At 55.0% G+C, this 16969-nt stretch carries 16 protein-coding genes, 1 tRNA gene and 1 pseudogene; 9 read left to right on the top strand and 9 right to left on the bottom strand.

Annotation, left to right across the window (positions count from 1 at the left end; translation table 11 throughout):
* Window position 1: 1 nt before the first annotated feature.
* The 5 genes and pseudogenes from H7R76_RS20730 to H7R76_RS20745 form a co-directional block, all read right to left on the bottom strand.
* Window positions 2–322 carry a DUF5375 domain-containing protein gene (locus tag H7R76_RS20730; RefSeq protein ID WP_182966350.1) on the bottom strand — a complete coding sequence of 107 codons (321 nt, stop codon included), beginning with the start codon at window positions 320–322 and terminating at the stop codon, window positions 2–4.
* The gene (locus H7R76_RS20735) at window positions 319–546 is read right to left on the bottom strand and encodes a hypothetical protein (protein ID WP_182966352.1); all 228 of its coding nucleotides are present in this window, start codon (window positions 544–546) and stop codon (window positions 319–321) included. The genes H7R76_RS20730 and H7R76_RS20735 overlap by 4 nt, the downstream gene beginning before the upstream one ends.
* Complete coding sequence (locus tag H7R76_RS25050) at window positions 543–737, bottom strand: host cell division inhibitor Icd-like protein (RefSeq protein ID WP_286187656.1); 195 nt, start codon at window positions 735–737, stop codon at window positions 543–545. The genes H7R76_RS20735 and H7R76_RS25050 overlap by 4 nt, the downstream gene beginning before the upstream one ends.
* Before the next feature lie 24 nt (window positions 738–761).
* Window positions 762–1094 (bottom strand): annotated as a pseudogene (locus H7R76_RS25055) (ash family protein); the annotation flags it as partial.
* On the bottom strand, window positions 1091–1357 hold the full coding sequence (locus H7R76_RS20745) for a helix-turn-helix transcriptional regulator (protein WP_182966356.1): 267 nt from the start codon (window positions 1355–1357) through the stop codon (window positions 1091–1093). The pseudogene H7R76_RS25055 and the gene H7R76_RS20745, both read right to left, overlap by 4 nt.
* 537 nt (window positions 1358–1894) lie before the next feature.
* Between H7R76_RS20745 and sid the strand changes: the two genes are divergently transcribed.
* From sid to H7R76_RS20765, 4 genes are all read left to right on the top strand, one after another.
* Window positions 1895–2638 (top strand): capsid size-determining scaffold Sid, encoded by a 744-nt coding sequence (gene sid / locus H7R76_RS20750; RefSeq protein WP_182966358.1) that lies wholly within the window; start codon window positions 1895–1897, stop codon window positions 2636–2638.
* Window positions 2639–2640: 2 nt separating this feature from the next.
* A complete protein-coding gene (locus H7R76_RS20755) occupies window positions 2641–2859 on the top strand; it encodes an ogr/Delta-like zinc finger family protein (protein ID WP_126340312.1) in 219 nt (72 codons plus the stop codon).
* A gap of 28 nt (window positions 2860–2887) precedes the next feature.
* On the top strand, window positions 2888–3451 hold the full coding sequence (locus H7R76_RS20760) for a phage polarity suppression protein (protein WP_182966360.1): 564 nt from the start codon (window positions 2888–2890) through the stop codon (window positions 3449–3451).
* Between the two features lie 690 nt (window positions 3452–4141).
* Window positions 4142–4870: a type II toxin-antitoxin system death-on-curing family toxin gene (locus tag H7R76_RS20765; RefSeq protein WP_182966362.1), complete on the top strand. Its 729-nt coding sequence runs from the start codon at window positions 4142–4144 to the stop codon at window positions 4868–4870.
* Between the two features lie 100 nt (window positions 4871–4970).
* On the opposite strand, the gene H7R76_RS20770 is transcribed toward H7R76_RS20765, so the two are convergent.
* Together H7R76_RS20770 and H7R76_RS20775 are read right to left on the bottom strand one after the other, a co-directional pair.
* Window positions 4971–6230 (bottom strand): tyrosine-type recombinase/integrase, encoded by a 1260-nt coding sequence (locus H7R76_RS20770; RefSeq protein ID WP_182966364.1) that lies wholly within the window; start codon window positions 6228–6230, stop codon window positions 4971–4973.
* Between the two features lie 163 nt (window positions 6231–6393).
* Window positions 6394–6478: transfer RNA gene (locus tag H7R76_RS20775), tRNA-Leu, on the bottom strand.
* A 203-nt stretch (window positions 6479–6681) separates the two neighbouring features.
* Between H7R76_RS20775 and ahr the strand changes: the two genes are divergently transcribed.
* Both ahr and H7R76_RS20785 read left to right on the top strand, forming a co-directional pair.
* Window positions 6682–7701: an NADPH-dependent aldehyde reductase Ahr gene (gene ahr / locus H7R76_RS20780; RefSeq protein ID WP_106927616.1), complete on the top strand. Its 1020-nt coding sequence runs from the start codon at window positions 6682–6684 to the stop codon at window positions 7699–7701.
* A 128-nt stretch (window positions 7702–7829) separates the two neighbouring features.
* Window positions 7830–9332 carry a helicase HerA-like C-terminal domain-containing protein gene (locus tag H7R76_RS20785; protein WP_182966366.1) on the top strand — a complete coding sequence of 501 codons (1503 nt, stop codon included), beginning with the start codon at window positions 7830–7832 and terminating at the stop codon, window positions 9330–9332.
* 161 nt (window positions 9333–9493) lie between these two features.
* On the opposite strand, the gene lptG is transcribed toward H7R76_RS20785, so the two are convergent.
* Both lptG and lptF read right to left on the bottom strand, forming a co-directional pair.
* The gene (gene lptG / locus H7R76_RS20790; RefSeq protein ID WP_106927612.1) at window positions 9494–10576 is read right to left on the bottom strand and encodes an LPS export ABC transporter permease LptG; all 1083 of its coding nucleotides are present in this window, start codon (window positions 10574–10576) and stop codon (window positions 9494–9496) included.
* Window positions 10576–11676 (bottom strand): LPS export ABC transporter permease LptF, encoded by a 1101-nt coding sequence (gene lptF / locus H7R76_RS20795; RefSeq protein WP_182929562.1) that lies wholly within the window; start codon window positions 11674–11676, stop codon window positions 10576–10578. Before lptF ends, lptG begins: the two co-directional genes overlap by 1 nt.
* Window positions 11677–11943: 267 nt before the next feature.
* On the opposite strand from lptF, the gene pepA reads away from it, so the two are divergent.
* From pepA to H7R76_RS20810, 3 genes are all read left to right on the top strand, one after another.
* Window positions 11944–13455, top strand: coding sequence for a leucyl aminopeptidase (gene pepA, locus H7R76_RS20800; RefSeq protein WP_064546996.1), 1512 nt, complete (start codon window positions 11944–11946; stop codon window positions 13453–13455).
* Window positions 13456–13624: 169 nt separating this feature from the next.
* Window positions 13625–14068: a DNA polymerase III subunit chi gene (holC, locus tag H7R76_RS20805; protein WP_106927608.1), complete on the top strand. Its 444-nt coding sequence runs from the start codon at window positions 13625–13627 to the stop codon at window positions 14066–14068.
* Window positions 14068–16923, top strand: coding sequence for a valine--tRNA ligase (locus H7R76_RS20810; RefSeq protein ID WP_106927606.1), 2856 nt, complete (start codon window positions 14068–14070; stop codon window positions 16921–16923). The genes holC and H7R76_RS20810 overlap by 1 nt, the downstream gene beginning before the upstream one ends.
* Window positions 16924–16969 lie beyond the last annotated feature (46 nt).

Below are 16969 nucleotides of genomic sequence, written 5' to 3' on the forward strand. Positions count from 1 at the left end.
CTCAGTGCATAACAGGCGATGTGATATGACGGGCGCAGAGTTCATCCATCACGGCGAGCCCGAGAAAAGACAGTGACGGCGCGGCCCTGAGTGGTCCGGCGTCCATTAAATCTTCCAGCAGCGCACAGGCAATCTGGCGGCCTTTTTCCTCGCCGTGCTGGCGCAGGTAGAAGCCCTCCAGCTCGGCGGCAATCGCACTTTCCAGCGCGTCGAGGGTGAGGTTTGGGTAGCGGCGCTGGCGTTCGCATACCGTCAGCCATGCACAGGCCACGGCGCGACGATACAGCGCGGCGCGTAATATGGGCGGTAATGGCTTTTTCATACGTTGCCCTCCCCGGTCAGCCAGCACTGATTGCAGCGCTCTACCACGCCGTCGAGCTGGGCGGTCATAAGGTAAATCACGGAGGTGAGTTGCGACTGCTGCGCAGGATCACGACGAACGGTGGCGCAGTCCTGTACCTGCATCAGCTCATTGACGAGCTGGCCGACATTGCGCATGTGCTCAAGGCATTCGAGGTCACGGGCTGTAATGGTGGTGTGTCTCATGCGCGCACCTCCGCAACCGGCAGACGGCCAGCAAACGAGAGGACGTAATCGCGAACGAGGGAACGACGTGCAGCGTGTTCATCGCTGGCAACGGTGCGGAGAATACAGATACGGGGTTTACGGTCTGCACGAGGAACGGCGGCAAACACAAAGACAAACTGCGGATGTGACGGGGTGAGGGTCGTAGCCATAGTGGCAACCTCCAATGTTTGCATGTGACTGCTACCACTGGAAACGCCAATTTCACTGGTGGTAGCCCAGACGGGGTTGGCGTAACCGGCAACATTGGAAACCGGCGCTTCGTGAGAAGCCCCCGCCTGAGCCACCATTACACGAAGGATCCATAGACAGATAAATCTCTGGATCAAAAATGGATGCGCTGAGGCATAGACACAAAAAAAGACGCAAGGCGCGTCCGGTGTCGCCAATGTTGTAAACGGGACGCCAATCCCGGCTGCCGATTTTGCGACAGCGGGAAAACTATACCTGGAAACGGCGACAGGAAGCAAGCCAGAAAAAGGGGCAGTTTGCTGAACGGTCATCATCATGCGTCATAGCCCCGGTTGCGCTCGGCAATGCGATCCGCCATCCATGAGGTGATTTCAGACTGCGCCCACGCCACGTTTTTACCGCCGAGGGAGATTTGCTTCGGGAAAGCCTCGCGGCTGATGAGGTCGTAAATGGTTGACCGGGACAGGCCGCACAGATGCATCACTTCAGGCAGGCGGATAAAGCGCTCCTGAACGGCATCAGAAACCGGCATCAGTGGCGCGGCAGGGGCAGAAGACGGGGAAGAAAAATCGGTGTGCATCGGGCTACCTCATAATGTCCATACAGTGCCGGTCATGTCCGTCCGGCTTCGGGTAGCTCCTTATTATGTCTATATTTTTCCTCAGGTCATGTGAGATTTTTGAGGAAACAAACATTGACTTTTCGCTATGGCAAACAAAGGAAAACGCTGGCAAACATATGCAAATCACTGCATTACAATGCAGCAATTTCTATTACTTTTAGTTATACGTTTTTCATTTTTAATCGAAATAAAGTCTAAGTGGTATCGACAGAGCAAAACAGGAGGGTGAACAGTGGTGAACAGACGGTGAACAGTCAGACCCTCAACTGTTCACCCTTTATCTTACTGTATTACTTATATTTTTATTTTAGGTGAACAGTGGTGAATAGTTATAAGTAAAAAAACAAACGATGAGTAAGGTTTTGCTGAGACCTTTCCCTGGCAAGCCGGGTTTTGAGTGGTGTTTGTGCCAGAACTGCCACAACTGCAATGAATCGAGATGTTGTGTGATGAAGGGCAGAATCATTTCAGGTTGAATAAACGGAGAGCCTGAAAATGAAACCCGAAACAGTCATTACCGCCCTGCAAGATGTTGCCGCCAAGCAGTCCGCAGAGAACAGCCAGCGCATCACCGACAAGCTGAGCGTATTCACTACGGCCAGAGACACCCACGCGGCCAGCATGCAGGTTCTGAAAGAGATTGATACGTCCATTGAACGCTGTAAGCAGGAGCGGCAGACCGCCCTCGATGAGAGCGCAGAAGCGGAGCAGGACTGGCGCAGCCGCTTTCGCACCCTGCGCGGCAGTCTCACCCCTGAAATGAAAGCTGAGCACAGCAGGCGTATCGCCAGTCGCGAGCTGGCCGACGAGTTCACCGGCCTGATTGCGGAGCTGGAGACTGACCGGACACGCGCCATGCTGAATGCCTGCTCCACCGGCAATAAATACCTTTCAGCGCATGAAGATGCCTTTACCGCTTACGCCGGTGCGGAATGGGCTCAGGCTGTCAATGCGGTTCCTGTCGCCTTCATCCGCGCTTTCCTGCTGCGCATTCGTGCCCTCGAAATGAAGGGAGAAAGCGCTCCTCAGTCCGTGACCATCGGCGAGTTGCGCGATGCGCTGAGCCGTCAGGGCAGCCTGTATCACTTCGATATGACGCAGGAGCCGGTGTTGTCCGTGACGGGCATGCACCGGCCGCAGATTACCGGCGTTGATACGGAGCTGTTACGCAGCCCTGCAAAGAGAATGATGCTTGCCAGAAAGCTGGCTGAGAATGTCGAGACAAAAGCGGAGGAGTAAGTATGTTTCACTGTCCGTTCTGCAAAACCAGCGCGCATTCCCGCACCAGCCGGTATCTGTCCGATAACGTCAAACAGCGCTATCACCAGTGCATGAACATCGAGTGCTCGGCCACGTTCCGCACGCTTGAATCCATCGACGGGGTGATTCGTTCACCGGCGACAGAGCCGGTTATCCCGGTACCCGCACCGGCGACCACCGTTAACCGTGCCGGTGCGTAAGCACGGCCAGTCATCAGGAGAAACATACGTGACCACACTGACGCTACAGAAAGCCTTTGAGGCCTGCCAGGCAAACAAATCCGCCTGGCTGCAACGCAGGGAAGAACTGACGCAGGCCGAGCAGGCATACCGCGAACAGCCTGCCGGCAGCGGCCACAGCGGCCGGAGCCTGCAAACGCTGCGCGAGATTATCGACGTGAAAAAGTGGGAAATTAACCAGGCTGCCGGGCGTTATATCCGCTCGCATGAGGAGGTGCAGCGCATCAGCATCCGCGACCGATTAAATGATTTTATGCAGGCGCACGGTGCGGAGCTGGCCGCCGCACTTGCCCCGGAGCTGATGAATTATCCCGGGCAACATCCCGCCGTTCAGCGCTGTGCCATGCAGCACTCACTCGACTATCTGAGGGAGGCGCTACAGCTCTGGCTGGCCGCCGGTGAAAAAATTAATTATTCGGTGCAGGATAATGACATTTTAACGGCCATCGGATTCAGGCCTGACGCGCCTTCGCGCGATGATAGTCGTGAAAAATTCACACCTGCACAGAACCTGAATTACACCCGCCGCCGTGCAGAACTGGCTGCGCAGTAGTCCTTTCAAAAATCCCCGAAAATCCCGCCATTTTTACGTCTAAAAGCCATGCATGCATAAGGTGCATGGTTTTGCATGCGTTTTACCGACACTGAATCCCCCGCCAGCGCCAGCACTGGCGCGCCCTGAGGCTGGTCATGCGCCTGCATTAAAAGCGCCCCCTTAAGCGGGCAGGCGTGGCGGGGAGAGCATTGCGCGCCAGCATCAAAGTGTTTAGTTAATTTCGCGGCCTGAGCGTGACGCCACGCAGTGCGGATTCGTACGAGTGCCTGTGACTAGCGGATACTATTCGAGGCTGGCGCAACCTCTGAAATGACTAAGCGAAAGGAGACGAAGAAGACGCCTTAAGGCGGCATAAATCAGTCACTTGTTGAGTGCCGAAGGTGTAACTTTTAAATCCGGTCATATACTGTCTAACAATTTTTTTGCAACGCTTATTCGTTGCTATAGCAACCTGTACCAATTCACGTACCAGTTTATAGCCGTCAGATAAATTAGGCTATCATGGAGCAGACGGCACGACAGGAAATGAGTAACGTACCTATTTTCTCAACTTGTTTAAGATGCTGTGCAATACTGACGCATGGGAGCATGCTTAATCAGCTTTTTTGTTTCCGGATATGGAATGTTGACAATCAAAATGTTATCAATATCTTTCATGTAATCTTAAAATCGTAATAAGGATAGTGAGTGCGTACTGGAACTGTAGAGGAAATCCACAATTTTTTAAGCGAATACTATATCAACTCCGAAGACCCTATATCTCCACCAGGAGTGAAAGATGTGGGGTTACTAGAATCAGCTTGTGCAAGACCGTTTGCTTCCGCTGGTGGACAGGATGCTTTTGGCGATGTATACCTCAAAGCAGCAGCACTATTCCATGGAGTTATTTCCAACCACTGTTTTTATAACGGAAACAAAAGAACCGCATTATTATCAGCCCTTTATTTCCTGAGTGAACACAACCTTTGGTTAGAAAAATGTAATGATGAGGAAATGTTTGAGTTTACTCGTCAGGTTGCCGCTCATGAAATATGTGAGAAAAGGGATGATGAGATAGACATTATAGCAGATTGGTTTAACAGGAATACTCGGAGAATAGTGAAGGGAGAAAAACCGCTTAACTTTTCGAGCCTACGAGAAAGTTTATCTCAATTTGATTTTCAACTAGAAGATGAAGGGCAATATGCATTTATCTATAAAAATGGTGAGATCGTTGAGAAAGTACTAAAAAAAGGGAAGCAAGGAATGCAAGAATATGATCAAGCATATATTGCTGAGCTTCGAAAGCGTTTAGATTTAACCCCTGAACATGGCATTGATAGCGCTCGTTTTTATGGGCAAAAAGGCTTGAATGAGGATTTGAATGAATTTATGAAACTTCGTGTAAAAGTCTTTGATTGGCTAGCCAAGATCTAAAATTTAAGAAGCCTGCGTTTCGCAGGCTTCTATTATTAAAATGAAAAATCACCATCTTAAATATAATACTTAACAAAATTGCGTACTGTTAATTACAAATTTACACCTGCTTTTTTGCGAAATCATATGGTGTAATATAATTAATAATATTTTTTTCAAGATAATCGGCCCACCACTGCACCATCAAACGACGTTCATCCAAATGCTCAGATGTATGGATATAGGCTGCACGTACATTATTACGCTCTGAATGGCTCAACTGTCGTTCTATCGCATCGTCACTCCATAGCCCTGACTCACCGAGCGCGCCACGCGCCATCGTCCTAAATCCATGCCCGCAAACCTCGGTTTTCGTGTCATACCCCATCGCACGCAATGCGCTATTTACTGTGTTTTCACTCATAACCTTCGTTGCATCGTGATCCCCCGGGAACAGCAGCTCTTTATGACCACTAATTTGCTTGAGCTGCTCTAATAAAACCATCGCCTGCCGGCTGAGAGGGACAATATGCTCCTCTTTCATTTTCATGCCACGGTACGAGTAACGCACACCTTTGATTTCTTCTCGTTTTGCCGGTACGCGCCAGAGAGATTTATCGAAGTCAAATTCATCCCAACGCGCGAAACGTAACTCACTGGAACGCACGAAAGTGAGCAAGGAAAGCTCGACCGCAATCCGTGTCATTACACGGCCACGATATGCAGTAAGACGAGCAAGAAACTCAGGGAACCGGCTGGAGGGTAAAGCGGGGTAATGTCGCGCTTTGGTTGTAGATAGCGCACCGGCCATATCGCTGGCTGGATTTGAGTCGATGTAATCGTTTTGCACGGCGTAACGCATTATGGCCGTGACGCGCTGTTGCAGGCGCTGAGCAACATCATGCTTACCACTGGCATCAACTTTTTTAATCGGGGCTAACAGGTGACTGGTTTTGAGCAGGCGAATGTCGGATGAGCCGATATACGGGAAGATATAAAGCTCAAGATAGCGAAGAACGCGCGATCGATGATCTTCACTCCATCGCTTGTTACTGGCATGCCATTCACGAGCAATGGTTTCGAAAGTATATGCTCCCGAATTCTCGGCCTGAGCTTCTTTCTGTTCGGCTTTTGGGTCTATGCCCTGTACTAAGAGCTTTTTAGCTTCATCGCGCTTTGCTCTTGCCTGAGCAAGCGTCACTGTAGGCCAAACACCAAAAGCGAGGCGATCCTCTTTTTTGTCAGAGGGGCGTCTGTATTTCATGCGCCAGTATTTAGAACCCTTGGCCGAAACCTCGAGATACAAACCGCCGCCATCGGCCATTTTGTAGGTTTTGTCTTTTGGCTTTGCGGTCTCGACCTGTCTGGCGTTGAGCTTCATTTGGGGGCACATTTCTAATCGAAGTTAAGATGCCCCCAATTATGCCCCCAATGACATCCGGATTTCAACGGACAACCTCGGACGACACAGGACGTAAAAATCACTGTAAGCATTGATTTTTAAGGGATAATTGGACTTTCTCGGATGGTCTTGGAAGTACTAATGGTGCCGAAGGCCGGACTCGAACCGGCACGTATTTCTACGGTTGATTTTGAATCAACTGCGTCTACCGATTTCGCCACTCCGGCACGGAAAGGTATGCGGAAAACGTTGAGGATTATACCTGCCACGCGCCACCATGCAAGCGCCAGCGTACGCTAATGTCGCTAAGTGTCGAAAAAAACAACACAACGAAGTCACGTTCACTATTGCCTTAATCCCCCCTTCCGCCAAGCACTTCCCCTCCCCATGCTCTACACTCTCAGTTCAACACCAAACTGAGAGAAGCACGATGTCCATAATAAAAAGCTACGCCGCGAAAAACGCCGGCGGGGAACTGGAAGTCTGGGAATACGATGCCGGGGAGCTGCTGCCGGAAGACGTTGAGGTGAAAGTGGATTACTGCGGGATCTGCCACTCGGACCTGTCGATGATCGACAACGAATGGGGGTTCTCTCAATATCCGCTGGTTGCCGGTCACGAGGTGATTGGTCACGTGGTAGCGCTGGGCAGCGCCGCGCAGAATAAAGGGCTGAAAATTGGCCAACGCGTGGGCATTGGCTGGACGGCGCGCAGCTGCGGCCACTGCGATGCCTGTATCGATGGCAACCAGATTAACTGTACCGAAGGCTCGGTGCCGACCATCATCAACCACGGCGGCTTTGCCGATAAGCTGCGCGCTGACTGGCAGTGGGTGATTCCACTGCCGGACAACATTGATATCGAAACCGCAGGCCCGATGCTGTGCGGCGGGATTACGGTATTTAAACCGCTGCTGATGCATCATGTCACCGCCACCAGCCGCGTGGGGGTGATTGGGATCGGTGGTCTGGGGCATATCGCCATTAAGCTGCTGCGCGCGATGGGTGCCGAGGTGACTGCCTTTAGCTCGAATCCATCAAAAGAACAGGAAGTGCGGGCGATGGGCGCAGACCACGTGGTTAACAGCCGTTCACCGGAAGCGCTTAAAGAGCTGGCGGGTCAGTTTGATCTGATCATCAACACCGTCAACGTCGACCTGAACTGGCAGCCGTACTTCGAAGCGCTGGCCTCGGGCGGCAACTTCCACACCGTGGGCGCAGTGCTCACGCCGCTGCCGGTGCCGGCGTTTACCCTGATTGGCGGCGACCGCAGCGTCTCCGGTTCGGCAACGGGTAACCCGTTCGAGCTGCGCAAGCTGATGAAGTTTGCCGGCCGCAGCAAGGTGGCGCCTATTACCGAACTGTTCCCGATGTCGAAAATTAACGACGCCATCCAGCACGTGCGCGACGGTAAAGCCCGTTACCGCGTGGTGCTGAAAGCCGACTTCTGATATGCCACCGGCGGCGTTCTGCCGCCGGTTCTCTGCACCACTCCCCCTTACCGCAAAACAGACAATTTACCGCGCCGCAATGCCTTTGTTTTGCCTATACTCGACGCAGAATAAATGGAGGATTTATCATGAGCGCACCGCTGCTGATTGCACGCACCCAGGACACGCAGCTTGTTTTGCTGCCCAATATGGCCAACCGTCACGGACTGATTACCGGCGCTACCGGCACGGGGAAAACCGTCACCCTGCAAAAACTGGCGGAGTCATTCTCAGAGATTGGCGTACCGGTATTTATGGCCGACGTAAAGGGCGATCTGACCGGCATCGCCAAAGAAGGCCTGGCGTCGGAGAAGCTGATGACACGCCTGAACAACATCGGTGTCACCGACTGGGAACCGCACGCCAATCCGGTGGTGGTGTGGGATATCTTCGGTGAAAAAGGCCATCCGGTGCGCGCGACCGTCTCAGACCTTGGTCCGCTGCTGCTCGCGCGTCTGCTGAACCTTAACGAGGTGCAGTCCGGGGTGCTGAATATCATCTTCCGCATCGCCGACGACCAGGGCCTGTTGCTGCTGGACTTCAAAGACCTGCGCGCCATCACCCAGTACATCGGCGATAACGCGAAATCCTTCCAGAACCAGTACGGCAACATGAGCACTGCTTCCGTCGGAGCGATCCAGCGCGGGCTACTGACGCTTGAGCAACAGGGGGCCGAGCACTTCTTCGGCGAGCCGATGCTCGATATTAAAGACTGGATGCGCGTCGACAGTAACGGTAAAGGCATCATCAATATCCTCAGCGCTGAAAAGCTCTACCAAATGCCGAAGCTCTACGCCGCCAGCCTGCTGTGGATGCTCTCTGAACTGTATGAGCAACTGCCGGAAGCCGGTGATCTCGAAAAACCCAAGCTGGTGTTCTTCTTCGACGAAGCGCACCTGCTGTTTAACGATGCGCCGCAGGTGCTGCTGGATAAAATCGAGCAGGTTATCCGCCTGATCCGCTCCAAGGGCGTCGGCGTCTATTTTGTCTCGCAGAACCCGTCGGATATCCCCGATGTGGTGCTCGGCCAGTTAGGTAACCGCGTGCAGCACGCCCTGCGCGCCTTCACGCCGAAGGATCAGAAAGCGGTGAAAACCGCCGCCCAGACGATGCGCGCCAACCCGGCGTTCAGCACCGAACAGGCGATACAGGAGCTGGGTACCGGTGAAGCGCTGATCTCCTTCCTCGCTGAAAAAGGCAGCCCGTCGGTGGTTGAGCGAGCCATGGTGATTGCGCCGTGTTCGCGCATGGGGCCAGTGACCGACGATGAGCGTAACGGGCTAATCAACAACTCGCCGCTGTACGGCAAGTATGAGGATGAAGTCGACCGCGAATCCGCGTTCGAAATGCTGCAAAAAGGTGTACAGAACAGCGCGGGACAGGCGGACGCGCCGCCTGCGAAGGGCCAGCAGCAAAGTGCCGATGACGGCCTGCTGGGCGGCCTGAAGGATATCTTCTTTGGCACCACCGGGCCGCGCGGCGGCAAGCACGATGGGCTGGTGCAAACGGCAGCGAAAAGCGCCGTGCGCCAGGTGACGAACCAGATTGTGCGTGGGATGTTGGGTAGCCTGCTGGGCGGGCGGCGGCGTTAGTTCTTCATCGCCGGTTTGCCGGATGGCGGCGTAAACGCCTTATCCGGCCTACGCCCTTCTGTACCATCCGGCGGCCAGCTCGGGCTACAGCACCCAATACCATCAAATAACAGGCACAAAAAACCCGGCGTCGCTTTCGCTTGGCCGGGTTATCAGTGGCGTTACGCTTTTCGCATCATCAGCCAGAGGCTTATCAGGAAGAAGCTGGCGCTTGGCAGCAGCGCGCCGATAATCGGCGGGATGCCGTACACCAGCGTCAGCGGGCCGAAGATCTGGTCAAGCACATAGAATACGAAGCCAAAGCTGATGCCGGTCACCACCCGCACGCCCATCGGTACGCTGCGCAGCGGGCCGAAGATAAACGACAGCGCCATCAGCATCATCACCGCCACCGACAGCGGCTGGAAGACCTTGCTCCACATATTCAACTGGTAACGACCGGCATCCTGGCCGCTGGCATGCAGATACTTCACGTAGTTGTGCAGGCCGCTAATCGACAGCGCATCCGGGTCCAGCGCGACCACGCCGAGTTTGTCCGGCGTCAGGGTGGTTTTCCAGGTACCGCTCACCGTCTGTGAGCCGGTGATCTGTTTCGGGTCGGTCAGGTTCGATTCATCCACCTGCGACAGCCGCCACACCTTCTGTTCGTTATCAAACTTCGCGCTGGCCGCATAGCGCACGGACTGTAAACGACGCTCGTTGTTAAAGCTGTAGATGCTCACGCCGCCCAGCTCATCGTTACCCTTTACCCGCTCAATATAGACGAAGTTGTGGCCATCTTTGGCCCACATGCCCTGCTGGGTGGAAAGCAGTGAGCCACCGTACATCTGCTGAGCACGATAGTTACGCGCCATCTGCTCGCCCTGCGGCGCCACCCACTCACCCATTGCCATGGTCAGCAGCACCAGCGGAATCGCGGTTTTCATTACCGACAGCGCCACCTGCATACGGGTAAAGCCCGACGCCTGCATCACCACCAGTTCACTGCGCTGGGCCAGCATGCCCAGGCCCAACAGCGCGCCAAGCAGCGCCGCCATCGGGAAGAAGATCTGCACGTCTTTCGGCACGCTGAGGAGGGTATAGATACCCGCGCCCAGCGCATCATAGCTCCCCTGCCCGGCTTTCTTCAGCTGGTCGACAAACTTAATGATGCCGGACAGTGACACCAGCATGAACAGCGTCATCATGATGGTGGTGAAGATGGTTTTACCGATATAGCGGTCAAGTACACCAAATGGCTGCATTATACCGCTCCTTTATTGGTCAGGCGGGCGCGGAGACGGCGCATCGGTACGGTGTCCCACAGGTTGAGCGCGACGGCAACCGCGATGTACAGCAGGTTCACCGTCCACATCCACACGGCGGGATCGAGCTTGCCTTTACCGGCATTCGACTTCAGCGAAGTCTGCAGCAGGAAGAACACCAGATACAGCAGCATTGCCGGCAGCATTGACAGTACGCGCCCCTGGCGCGGGTTCACCACGCTCAGCGGTACCACCATCAGCGCCATAATAAACACCGTCAGTACCAGCGTAATGCGCCAGTGTAGCTCCGCACGGGCGCGATCGGTATCGGTGTTCCATAGCGTACGCATGTTCATCTGTTCGGTATCGGTCGGGTCAGCCGCTACCGCCTGATGGCCAACAATCGCCTGATAGTTTTTAAAATCAGTAATGCGGAAGTCGCGCAGCATCGCGGTCCCTTCGAAGCGCGTCCCCTGGTTAAGGGTGACGACCTGAGAGCCGTCCTTATGCTGAGAAAGCTGGCCGGAGTCGGCGACAACGACCGAAGGGCGCGCGCTACCTTTTGGCCGCAGCTGCGCCAGGAAGACGTCGTGGAACTTAGCACCATTCACGCCTTCAATAAATAACACCGCGTTGCCGTCGGTGGACTGCTGGAACTGGCCCTGCGCCAGCGCCGCCATGCCGGGGTTGGCCTTGGCCTCCGCCAGCACTTCATCCTGATGGCGAGAGGACCACGGCCCCAGCCACATCACGTTGACCGCCGCAACGATGCCGGTAAACAGCGCCAGCACCATCGCTGCTTTCACCAGCACGGCTTTACTCAGGCCGCAGGCGTGCATCACCGTAATTTCACTTTCGGTATACAGTTTTCCCAGCGTCATCAATAGACCGAGGAACAGGCTCAGCGGTAAGATAAGCTGTGCCATTTCGGGTACGCCGAGCCCCAGCAAAGAGAGGACCAGGTTTGTCGGGATATCGCCATCAACCGCAGCGCCAAGGATCCTCACCAGTTTTTGACAAAAGAAGATCAAAAGCAGGATGAAGAGGATGGCAAGCTGGCTTTTTAGCGTCTCCCGCACCAGATATCGTATGATTATCACTATAAATACGCCCGTAAAAACCCGTCTTATTGCAGGAAAATAGCTTGTTTCATGGCTTAAACGTCATTTATTCTCTTGAGTCGTCGAAAACATCGCTAAGATTAAATGACTCAGCGGTTTCACGTTTCAGGACCTGTTCTGACGTGCCAACACCGTAATAACGTTAAGATTAACACGAAGTCACCGCAACAGCGGAAATGAGTTACGTAAGCTTGCAATTCTATCCGTAGCCACCGCCGTTGTCTTTAAGATTCAGGAGCGTAGTGCATGGAGTTCAGTGTAAAAAGTGGTAGCCCGGAGAAACAGCGGAGTGCCTGTATCGTCGTGGGCGTATTCGAACCACGTCGGCTCTCTCCCATCGCCGAACAGCTCGATAAAATCAGCGACGGCTACATCAGCGCGCTGCTGCGTCGCGGCGAACTGGAAGGCAAACCGGGGCAGACCTTATTGCTGCACCACGTACCTAACGTACTGTCAGAGCGCATCCTGCTGATCGGCTGCGGCAAAGAGCGCGAGCTTGACGAACGCCAGTACAAGCAGGTCATTCAGAAAACGATCAACACGCTGAATGACACAGGTTCCATGGAGGCCGTCTGCTTCCTGACCGAACTGCACGTTAAGGGTCGCAATAACTACTGGAAAGTACGCCAGGCGGTTGAAACAGCCAAAGAGACGCTATACAGCTTTGACCAGCTTAAAACCAACAAAAGCGAGCCGCGTCGTCCGCTGCGTAAAATGGTCTTCAACGTACCAACCCGCCGTGAACTGACCAGCGGCGAGCGCGCCATTCAGCACGGACTGGCGATTGCTGCCGGTATTAAAGCCGCCAAAGATCTTGGCAACATGCCGCCAAACATCTGTAACGCGGCCTACCTGGCCTCTCAGGCGCGCCAGCTGGCAGATAGCTACAGTAAAAACGTCATCACCCGCGTGATCGGCGAACAGCAGATGAAAGAGCTGGGCATGCACTCCTACCTCGCGGTCGGCAACGGTTCACAAAACGAATCGCTGATGTCGGTCATCGAGTATAAAGGCGTCGAGTCCGAAGACGTTCGTCCGATTGTGCTGGTCGGCAAGGGTCTGACCTTCGACTCCGGCGGCATCTCTATTAAGCCGTCCGAAGGCATGGACGAAATGAAATACGACATGTGCGGCGCGGCGGCGGTGTACGGCGTGATGCGCATGGTTGCTGAACTTCAGCTACCGATTAACGTCATCGGCGTACTGGCAGGCTGTGAGAACATGCCGGGCGGGCGCGCGTATCGCCCGGGCGATGTGCTGACCACCATGTCCGGCCAGACCGTTGAAGTACTCAATACCGACGCCGAAGGCCGTCTGGTACTGTGCGACGTGTTAACCTACGTCGAACGCTTTGAGCCGGAGGCGGTGATTGACGTCGCGACCCTGACCGGTGCCTGCGTGATTGCGCTGGGCCATCACATCACCGGCCTGATGTCGAACCACAACCCGCTGGCGCATGAGCTGATCGGCGCGTCCGAGCAGTCTGGCGACCGCGCGTGGCGTCTGCCGCTGGGCGATGAGTATCAGGAGCAGCTGGAGTCTAACTTCGCGGATATGGCCAACATCGGCGGCCGTCCTGGCGGTGCGATCACCGCGGGCTGCTTCCTGGCGCGCTTTACCCGTAAGTACAACTGGGCGCACCTGGACATCGCCGGTACCGCATGGCGCTCCGGGAAAGCCAAAGGCGCTACCGGTCGTCCGGTGGCGCTGCTGTCGCAGTTCCTGCTCAATCGCGCTGGCTTTAACGGCGAAGAGTAATACGCTTCAAGCCTGCAACATGTAGGCCTGATAAGCGCAGCGCCATCAGGCACTGGCGCACAATCGCCGGATGGCGGCGTTTACGCCTTATCCGGCCTACATACGGCAATAAATCGCAGGCCCGGTCCGCCGGGCGCTGCATTTAAATCCATCACAAGAAGCCCCATATATGAAGAATGCAACGTTCTATCTTCTGGACAACGACACCACCGTCGACGACCTCAGCGCCGTCGAGCAACTGGTGTGTGAAATTGCCGCAGAACGTTGGCGCGCCGGCAAGCGCGTGCTGATCGCCTGCGAAGACGAGCAGCAGGCCATTCGCCTGGATGAAGCGCTGTGGAGCAGGCCGCCCGAGAGCTTTGTACCGCATAACCTGGCTGGCGAAGGTCCGCGCGGCGGTGCGCCGGTCGAGATTGCGTGGCCTGCCAAGCGCAACAGCAGCCCACGGGATATACTGATCAGTCTGCGGGTAAACTTTGCAGATTTTGCCACCGCTTTCACAGAAGTGGTAGACTTCGTCCCTTACGAAGAAACTCTGAAACAACTCGCCCGCGATCGCTACAAAGCCTACCGCGTGGCTGGTTTTAACCTGAATACGGCAACCTGGAAATAATGGAAAAGACATATAACCCACAAGATATCGAACAGCCGCTTTACGAGCACTGGGAAAAGCAGGGCTATTTCAAGCCTAACGGCGACGAAAGCAAAGAGTCCTTCTGCATCATGATCCCGCCGCCGAACGTCACCGGCAGTTTGCATATGGGTCATGCTTTCCAGCAAACCATCATGGACACCATGATTCGCTACCAGCGCATGCAGGGTAAAAACACCCTGTGGCAGGCCGGTACCGACCACGCGGGTATTGCTACCCAGATGGTGGTTGAGCGTAAGATTGCCGCTGAAGAAGGTAAAACCCGTCACGACTATGGTCGCGAAGCATTTATCGACAAAATCTGGCAGTGGAAAGCGGAATCCGGCGGCACCATTACCCGTCAGATGCGCCGTCTCGGCAACTCCGTTGACTGGGAGCGCGAGCGCTTCACCATGGACGAAGGTCTTTCCAATGCCGTGAAAGAAGTCTTCGTTCGCCTGTACAAAGAAGATCTGATTTACCGTGGCAAGCGCCTGGTAAACTGGGACCCGAAACTGCGCACCGCCATCTCTGACCTGGAAGTGGAAAACCGCGAGTCTAAAGGCTCAATGTGGCACATCCGCTATCCGCTGGCCGACGGCGCGAAAACCGCAGACGGTAAAGATTACCTGGTCGTGGCGACCACCCGTCCGGAAACCATTCTGGGCGACACCGGCGTGGCCGTGAACCCGGAAGATCCGCGCTATAAAGATCTGATCGGCAAATTCGTTATTCTGCCGCTGGTTGACCGCCGTATTCCGATCGTCGGCGACGAACATGCCGATATGGAAAAAGGCACCGGCTGCGTGAAGATCACCCCGGCGCACGACTTTAACGACTATGAAGTCGGTCGTCGTCACGCCCTGCCAATGATCAACATCCTGACCTTTGATGGCGACATCCGCGAAACCGCGGAAGTGTATGACACCAAAGGCGAAGAGTCTGACGTTTACTCCAACGCTATCCCGACTGAATTCCAGAAGCTGGAACGCTTTGCCGCGCGTAAAGCGATCGTCGCTGCCATCGATGCGATGGGCCTGCTGGAAGAGATCAAACCTCACGATCTGACCGTGCCTTACGGCGACCGTGGCGGCGTGGTTATCGAGCCAATGCTGACCGACCAGTGGTACGTCCGTGCTGACGTACTGGCGAAACCGGCGGTTGAAGCGGTTGAGAACGGCGACATTCAGTTCGTACCGAAGCAGTACGAAAACATGTACTTCTCCTGGATGCGCGATATTCAGGACTGGTGTATCTCCCGTCAGCTGTGGTGGGGTCACCGTATCCCGGCATGGTACGACGAAGCGGGCAACGTCTATGTTGGCCGTACCGAAGACGAAGTGCGTCAGGAAAACAACCTCGGCGCCGACGTTGCGCTGCGTCAGGACGAAGACGTTCTGGATACCTGGTTCTCCTCCGCGCTGTGGACCTTCTCTACCCTGGGCTGGCCGGAAAATACCGACGCGCTGCGTCAGTTCCACCCAACCAGCGTGATGGTCTCCGGCTTCGACATTATCTTCTTCTGGATTGCCCGCATGATCATGATGACCATGCACTTCATCAAAGATGAAAACGGCAAGCCGCAGGTTCCGTTCCATACCGTCTACATGACCGGTCTGATTCGCGACGACGAAGGCCAGAAGATGTCCAAATCCAAGGGCAACGTTATCGACCCGCTGGATATGGTCGACGGTATCTCACTGCCGGAGCTGCTGGAAAAACGCACCGGCAACATGATGCAGCCGCAGCTGGCCGAGAAGATCGCCAAACGTACCGAGAAGCAGTTCCCGAACGGCATCGAGCCGCACGGCACCGACGCCCTGCGTTTCACCCTGGCGGCGCTGGCCTCTACTGGCCGCGACATCAACTGGGATATGAAGCGTCTGGAAGGTTACCGTAACTTCTGTAACAAGCTGTGGAACGCCAGCCGCTTCGTGCTGATGAACACCGAAGATCAGGACTGCGGCTTCAACGGCGGCGAAATGACCCTGTCTCTGGCCGACCGCTGGATCCTCACTGAATTCAACCAGACCATCAAAGCGTACCGCGAAGCGCTGGACAACTTCCGCTTCGATATCGCTGCGGGCATCCTGTACGAATTCACCTGGAACCAGTTCTGCGACTGGTATCTGGAGCTGACCAAGCCGGTAATGACCGGTGGTTCCGAGTCTGAACTGCGCGGCACCCGCAATACGCTGGTGACCGTGCTGGAAGGCCTGCTGCGCCTGGCGCACCCGATCATTCCATTCATTACCGAAACCATCTGGCAGCGCGTGAAAGTGATTTGTGGCAACACCGCAGATACCATCATGCTGCAGCCGTTCCCGGAATATAACGCGGCTCAGGTAGACGAAGCGGCGCTGGCCGATACCGAATGGCTGAAGCAGGCGATTGTTGCCGTACGTAACATCCGCGCGGAAATGAACATTGCCCCGGGCAAACCGCTGGAGCTGCTGCTGCGTGGTTGCAGCGCTGACGCAATGCGTCGCGTGAACGACAACAAGAGCTTCCTGCTGAACCTGGCGCGTCTGGAAAGCATCACCGTGCTACCTGCCGATGACAAAGGTCCGGTCTCCGTGACCAAAATCATCGACGGCGCCGAGCTGCTGATCCCGATGGCTGGCCTCATCAACAAAGAAGATGAGCTGGCGCGTCTGGCGAAAGAAGTGGCTAAAATCGAAGGTGAGATTGCCCGTATCGAAGGCAAACTGTCCAACGAAGGTTTCGTTGCCCGCGCACCGGAAGCGGTGATCGCCAAAGAGCGTGAGAAGCTGGACGGTTACGCCGAAGCCAAAGCGAAGCTGATTGAACAGCAGGCCGTTATCGCTGCGCTGTAAAAATCGTGCCCGTACGTTTGCCGGATGGCGCTTGCGCTTATCCGGC

Source organism: Klebsiella sp. WP8-S18-ESBL-06 (genome assembly GCF_014169755.1).
GTDB lineage: Bacteria > Pseudomonadota > Gammaproteobacteria > Enterobacterales > Enterobacteriaceae > Kluyvera > Kluyvera ascorbata_B.

What these genes read in the sequence shown, in the direction of transcription:
- H7R76_RS20730 (WP_182966350.1), bottom strand. Translation starts at nt 322, where the DNA reads ATGAAAAAGCCATTACCGCCCATATTACGCGCCGCGCTGTATCGTCGC.
- H7R76_RS20735 (WP_182966352.1), bottom strand. Translation starts at nt 546, where the DNA reads ATGAGACACACCACCATTACAGCCCGTGACCTCGAATGCCTTGAGCAC.
- H7R76_RS25050 (WP_286187656.1), bottom strand. Translation starts at nt 737, where the DNA reads ATGGCTACGACCCTCACCCCGTCACATCCGCAGTTTGTCTTTGTGTTT.
- H7R76_RS20745 (WP_182966356.1), bottom strand. Translation starts at nt 1,357, where the DNA reads ATGCACACCGATTTTTCTTCCCCGTCTTCTGCCCCTGCCGCGCCACTG.
- sid (WP_182966358.1), top strand. Translation starts at nt 1,895, where the DNA reads ATGAAACCCGAAACAGTCATTACCGCCCTGCAAGATGTTGCCGCCAAG.
- H7R76_RS20755 (WP_126340312.1), top strand. Translation starts at nt 2,641, where the DNA reads ATGTTTCACTGTCCGTTCTGCAAAACCAGCGCGCATTCCCGCACCAGC.
- H7R76_RS20770 (WP_182966364.1), bottom strand. Translation starts at nt 6,230, where the DNA reads ATGAAGCTCAACGCCAGACAGGTCGAGACCGCAAAGCCAAAAGACAAA.
- ahr (WP_106927616.1), top strand. Translation starts at nt 6,682, where the DNA reads ATGTCCATAATAAAAAGCTACGCCGCGAAAAACGCCGGCGGGGAACTG.
- H7R76_RS20785 (WP_182966366.1), top strand. Translation starts at nt 7,830, where the DNA reads ATGAGCGCACCGCTGCTGATTGCACGCACCCAGGACACGCAGCTTGTT.
- lptG (WP_106927612.1), bottom strand. Translation starts at nt 10,576, where the DNA reads ATGCAGCCATTTGGTGTACTTGACCGCTATATCGGTAAAACCATCTTC.
- pepA (WP_064546996.1), top strand. Translation starts at nt 11,944, where the DNA reads ATGGAGTTCAGTGTAAAAAGTGGTAGCCCGGAGAAACAGCGGAGTGCC.
- holC (WP_106927608.1), top strand. Translation starts at nt 13,625, where the DNA reads ATGAAGAATGCAACGTTCTATCTTCTGGACAACGACACCACCGTCGAC.
- H7R76_RS20810 (WP_106927606.1), top strand. Translation starts at nt 14,068, where the DNA reads ATGGAAAAGACATATAACCCACAAGATATCGAACAGCCGCTTTACGAG.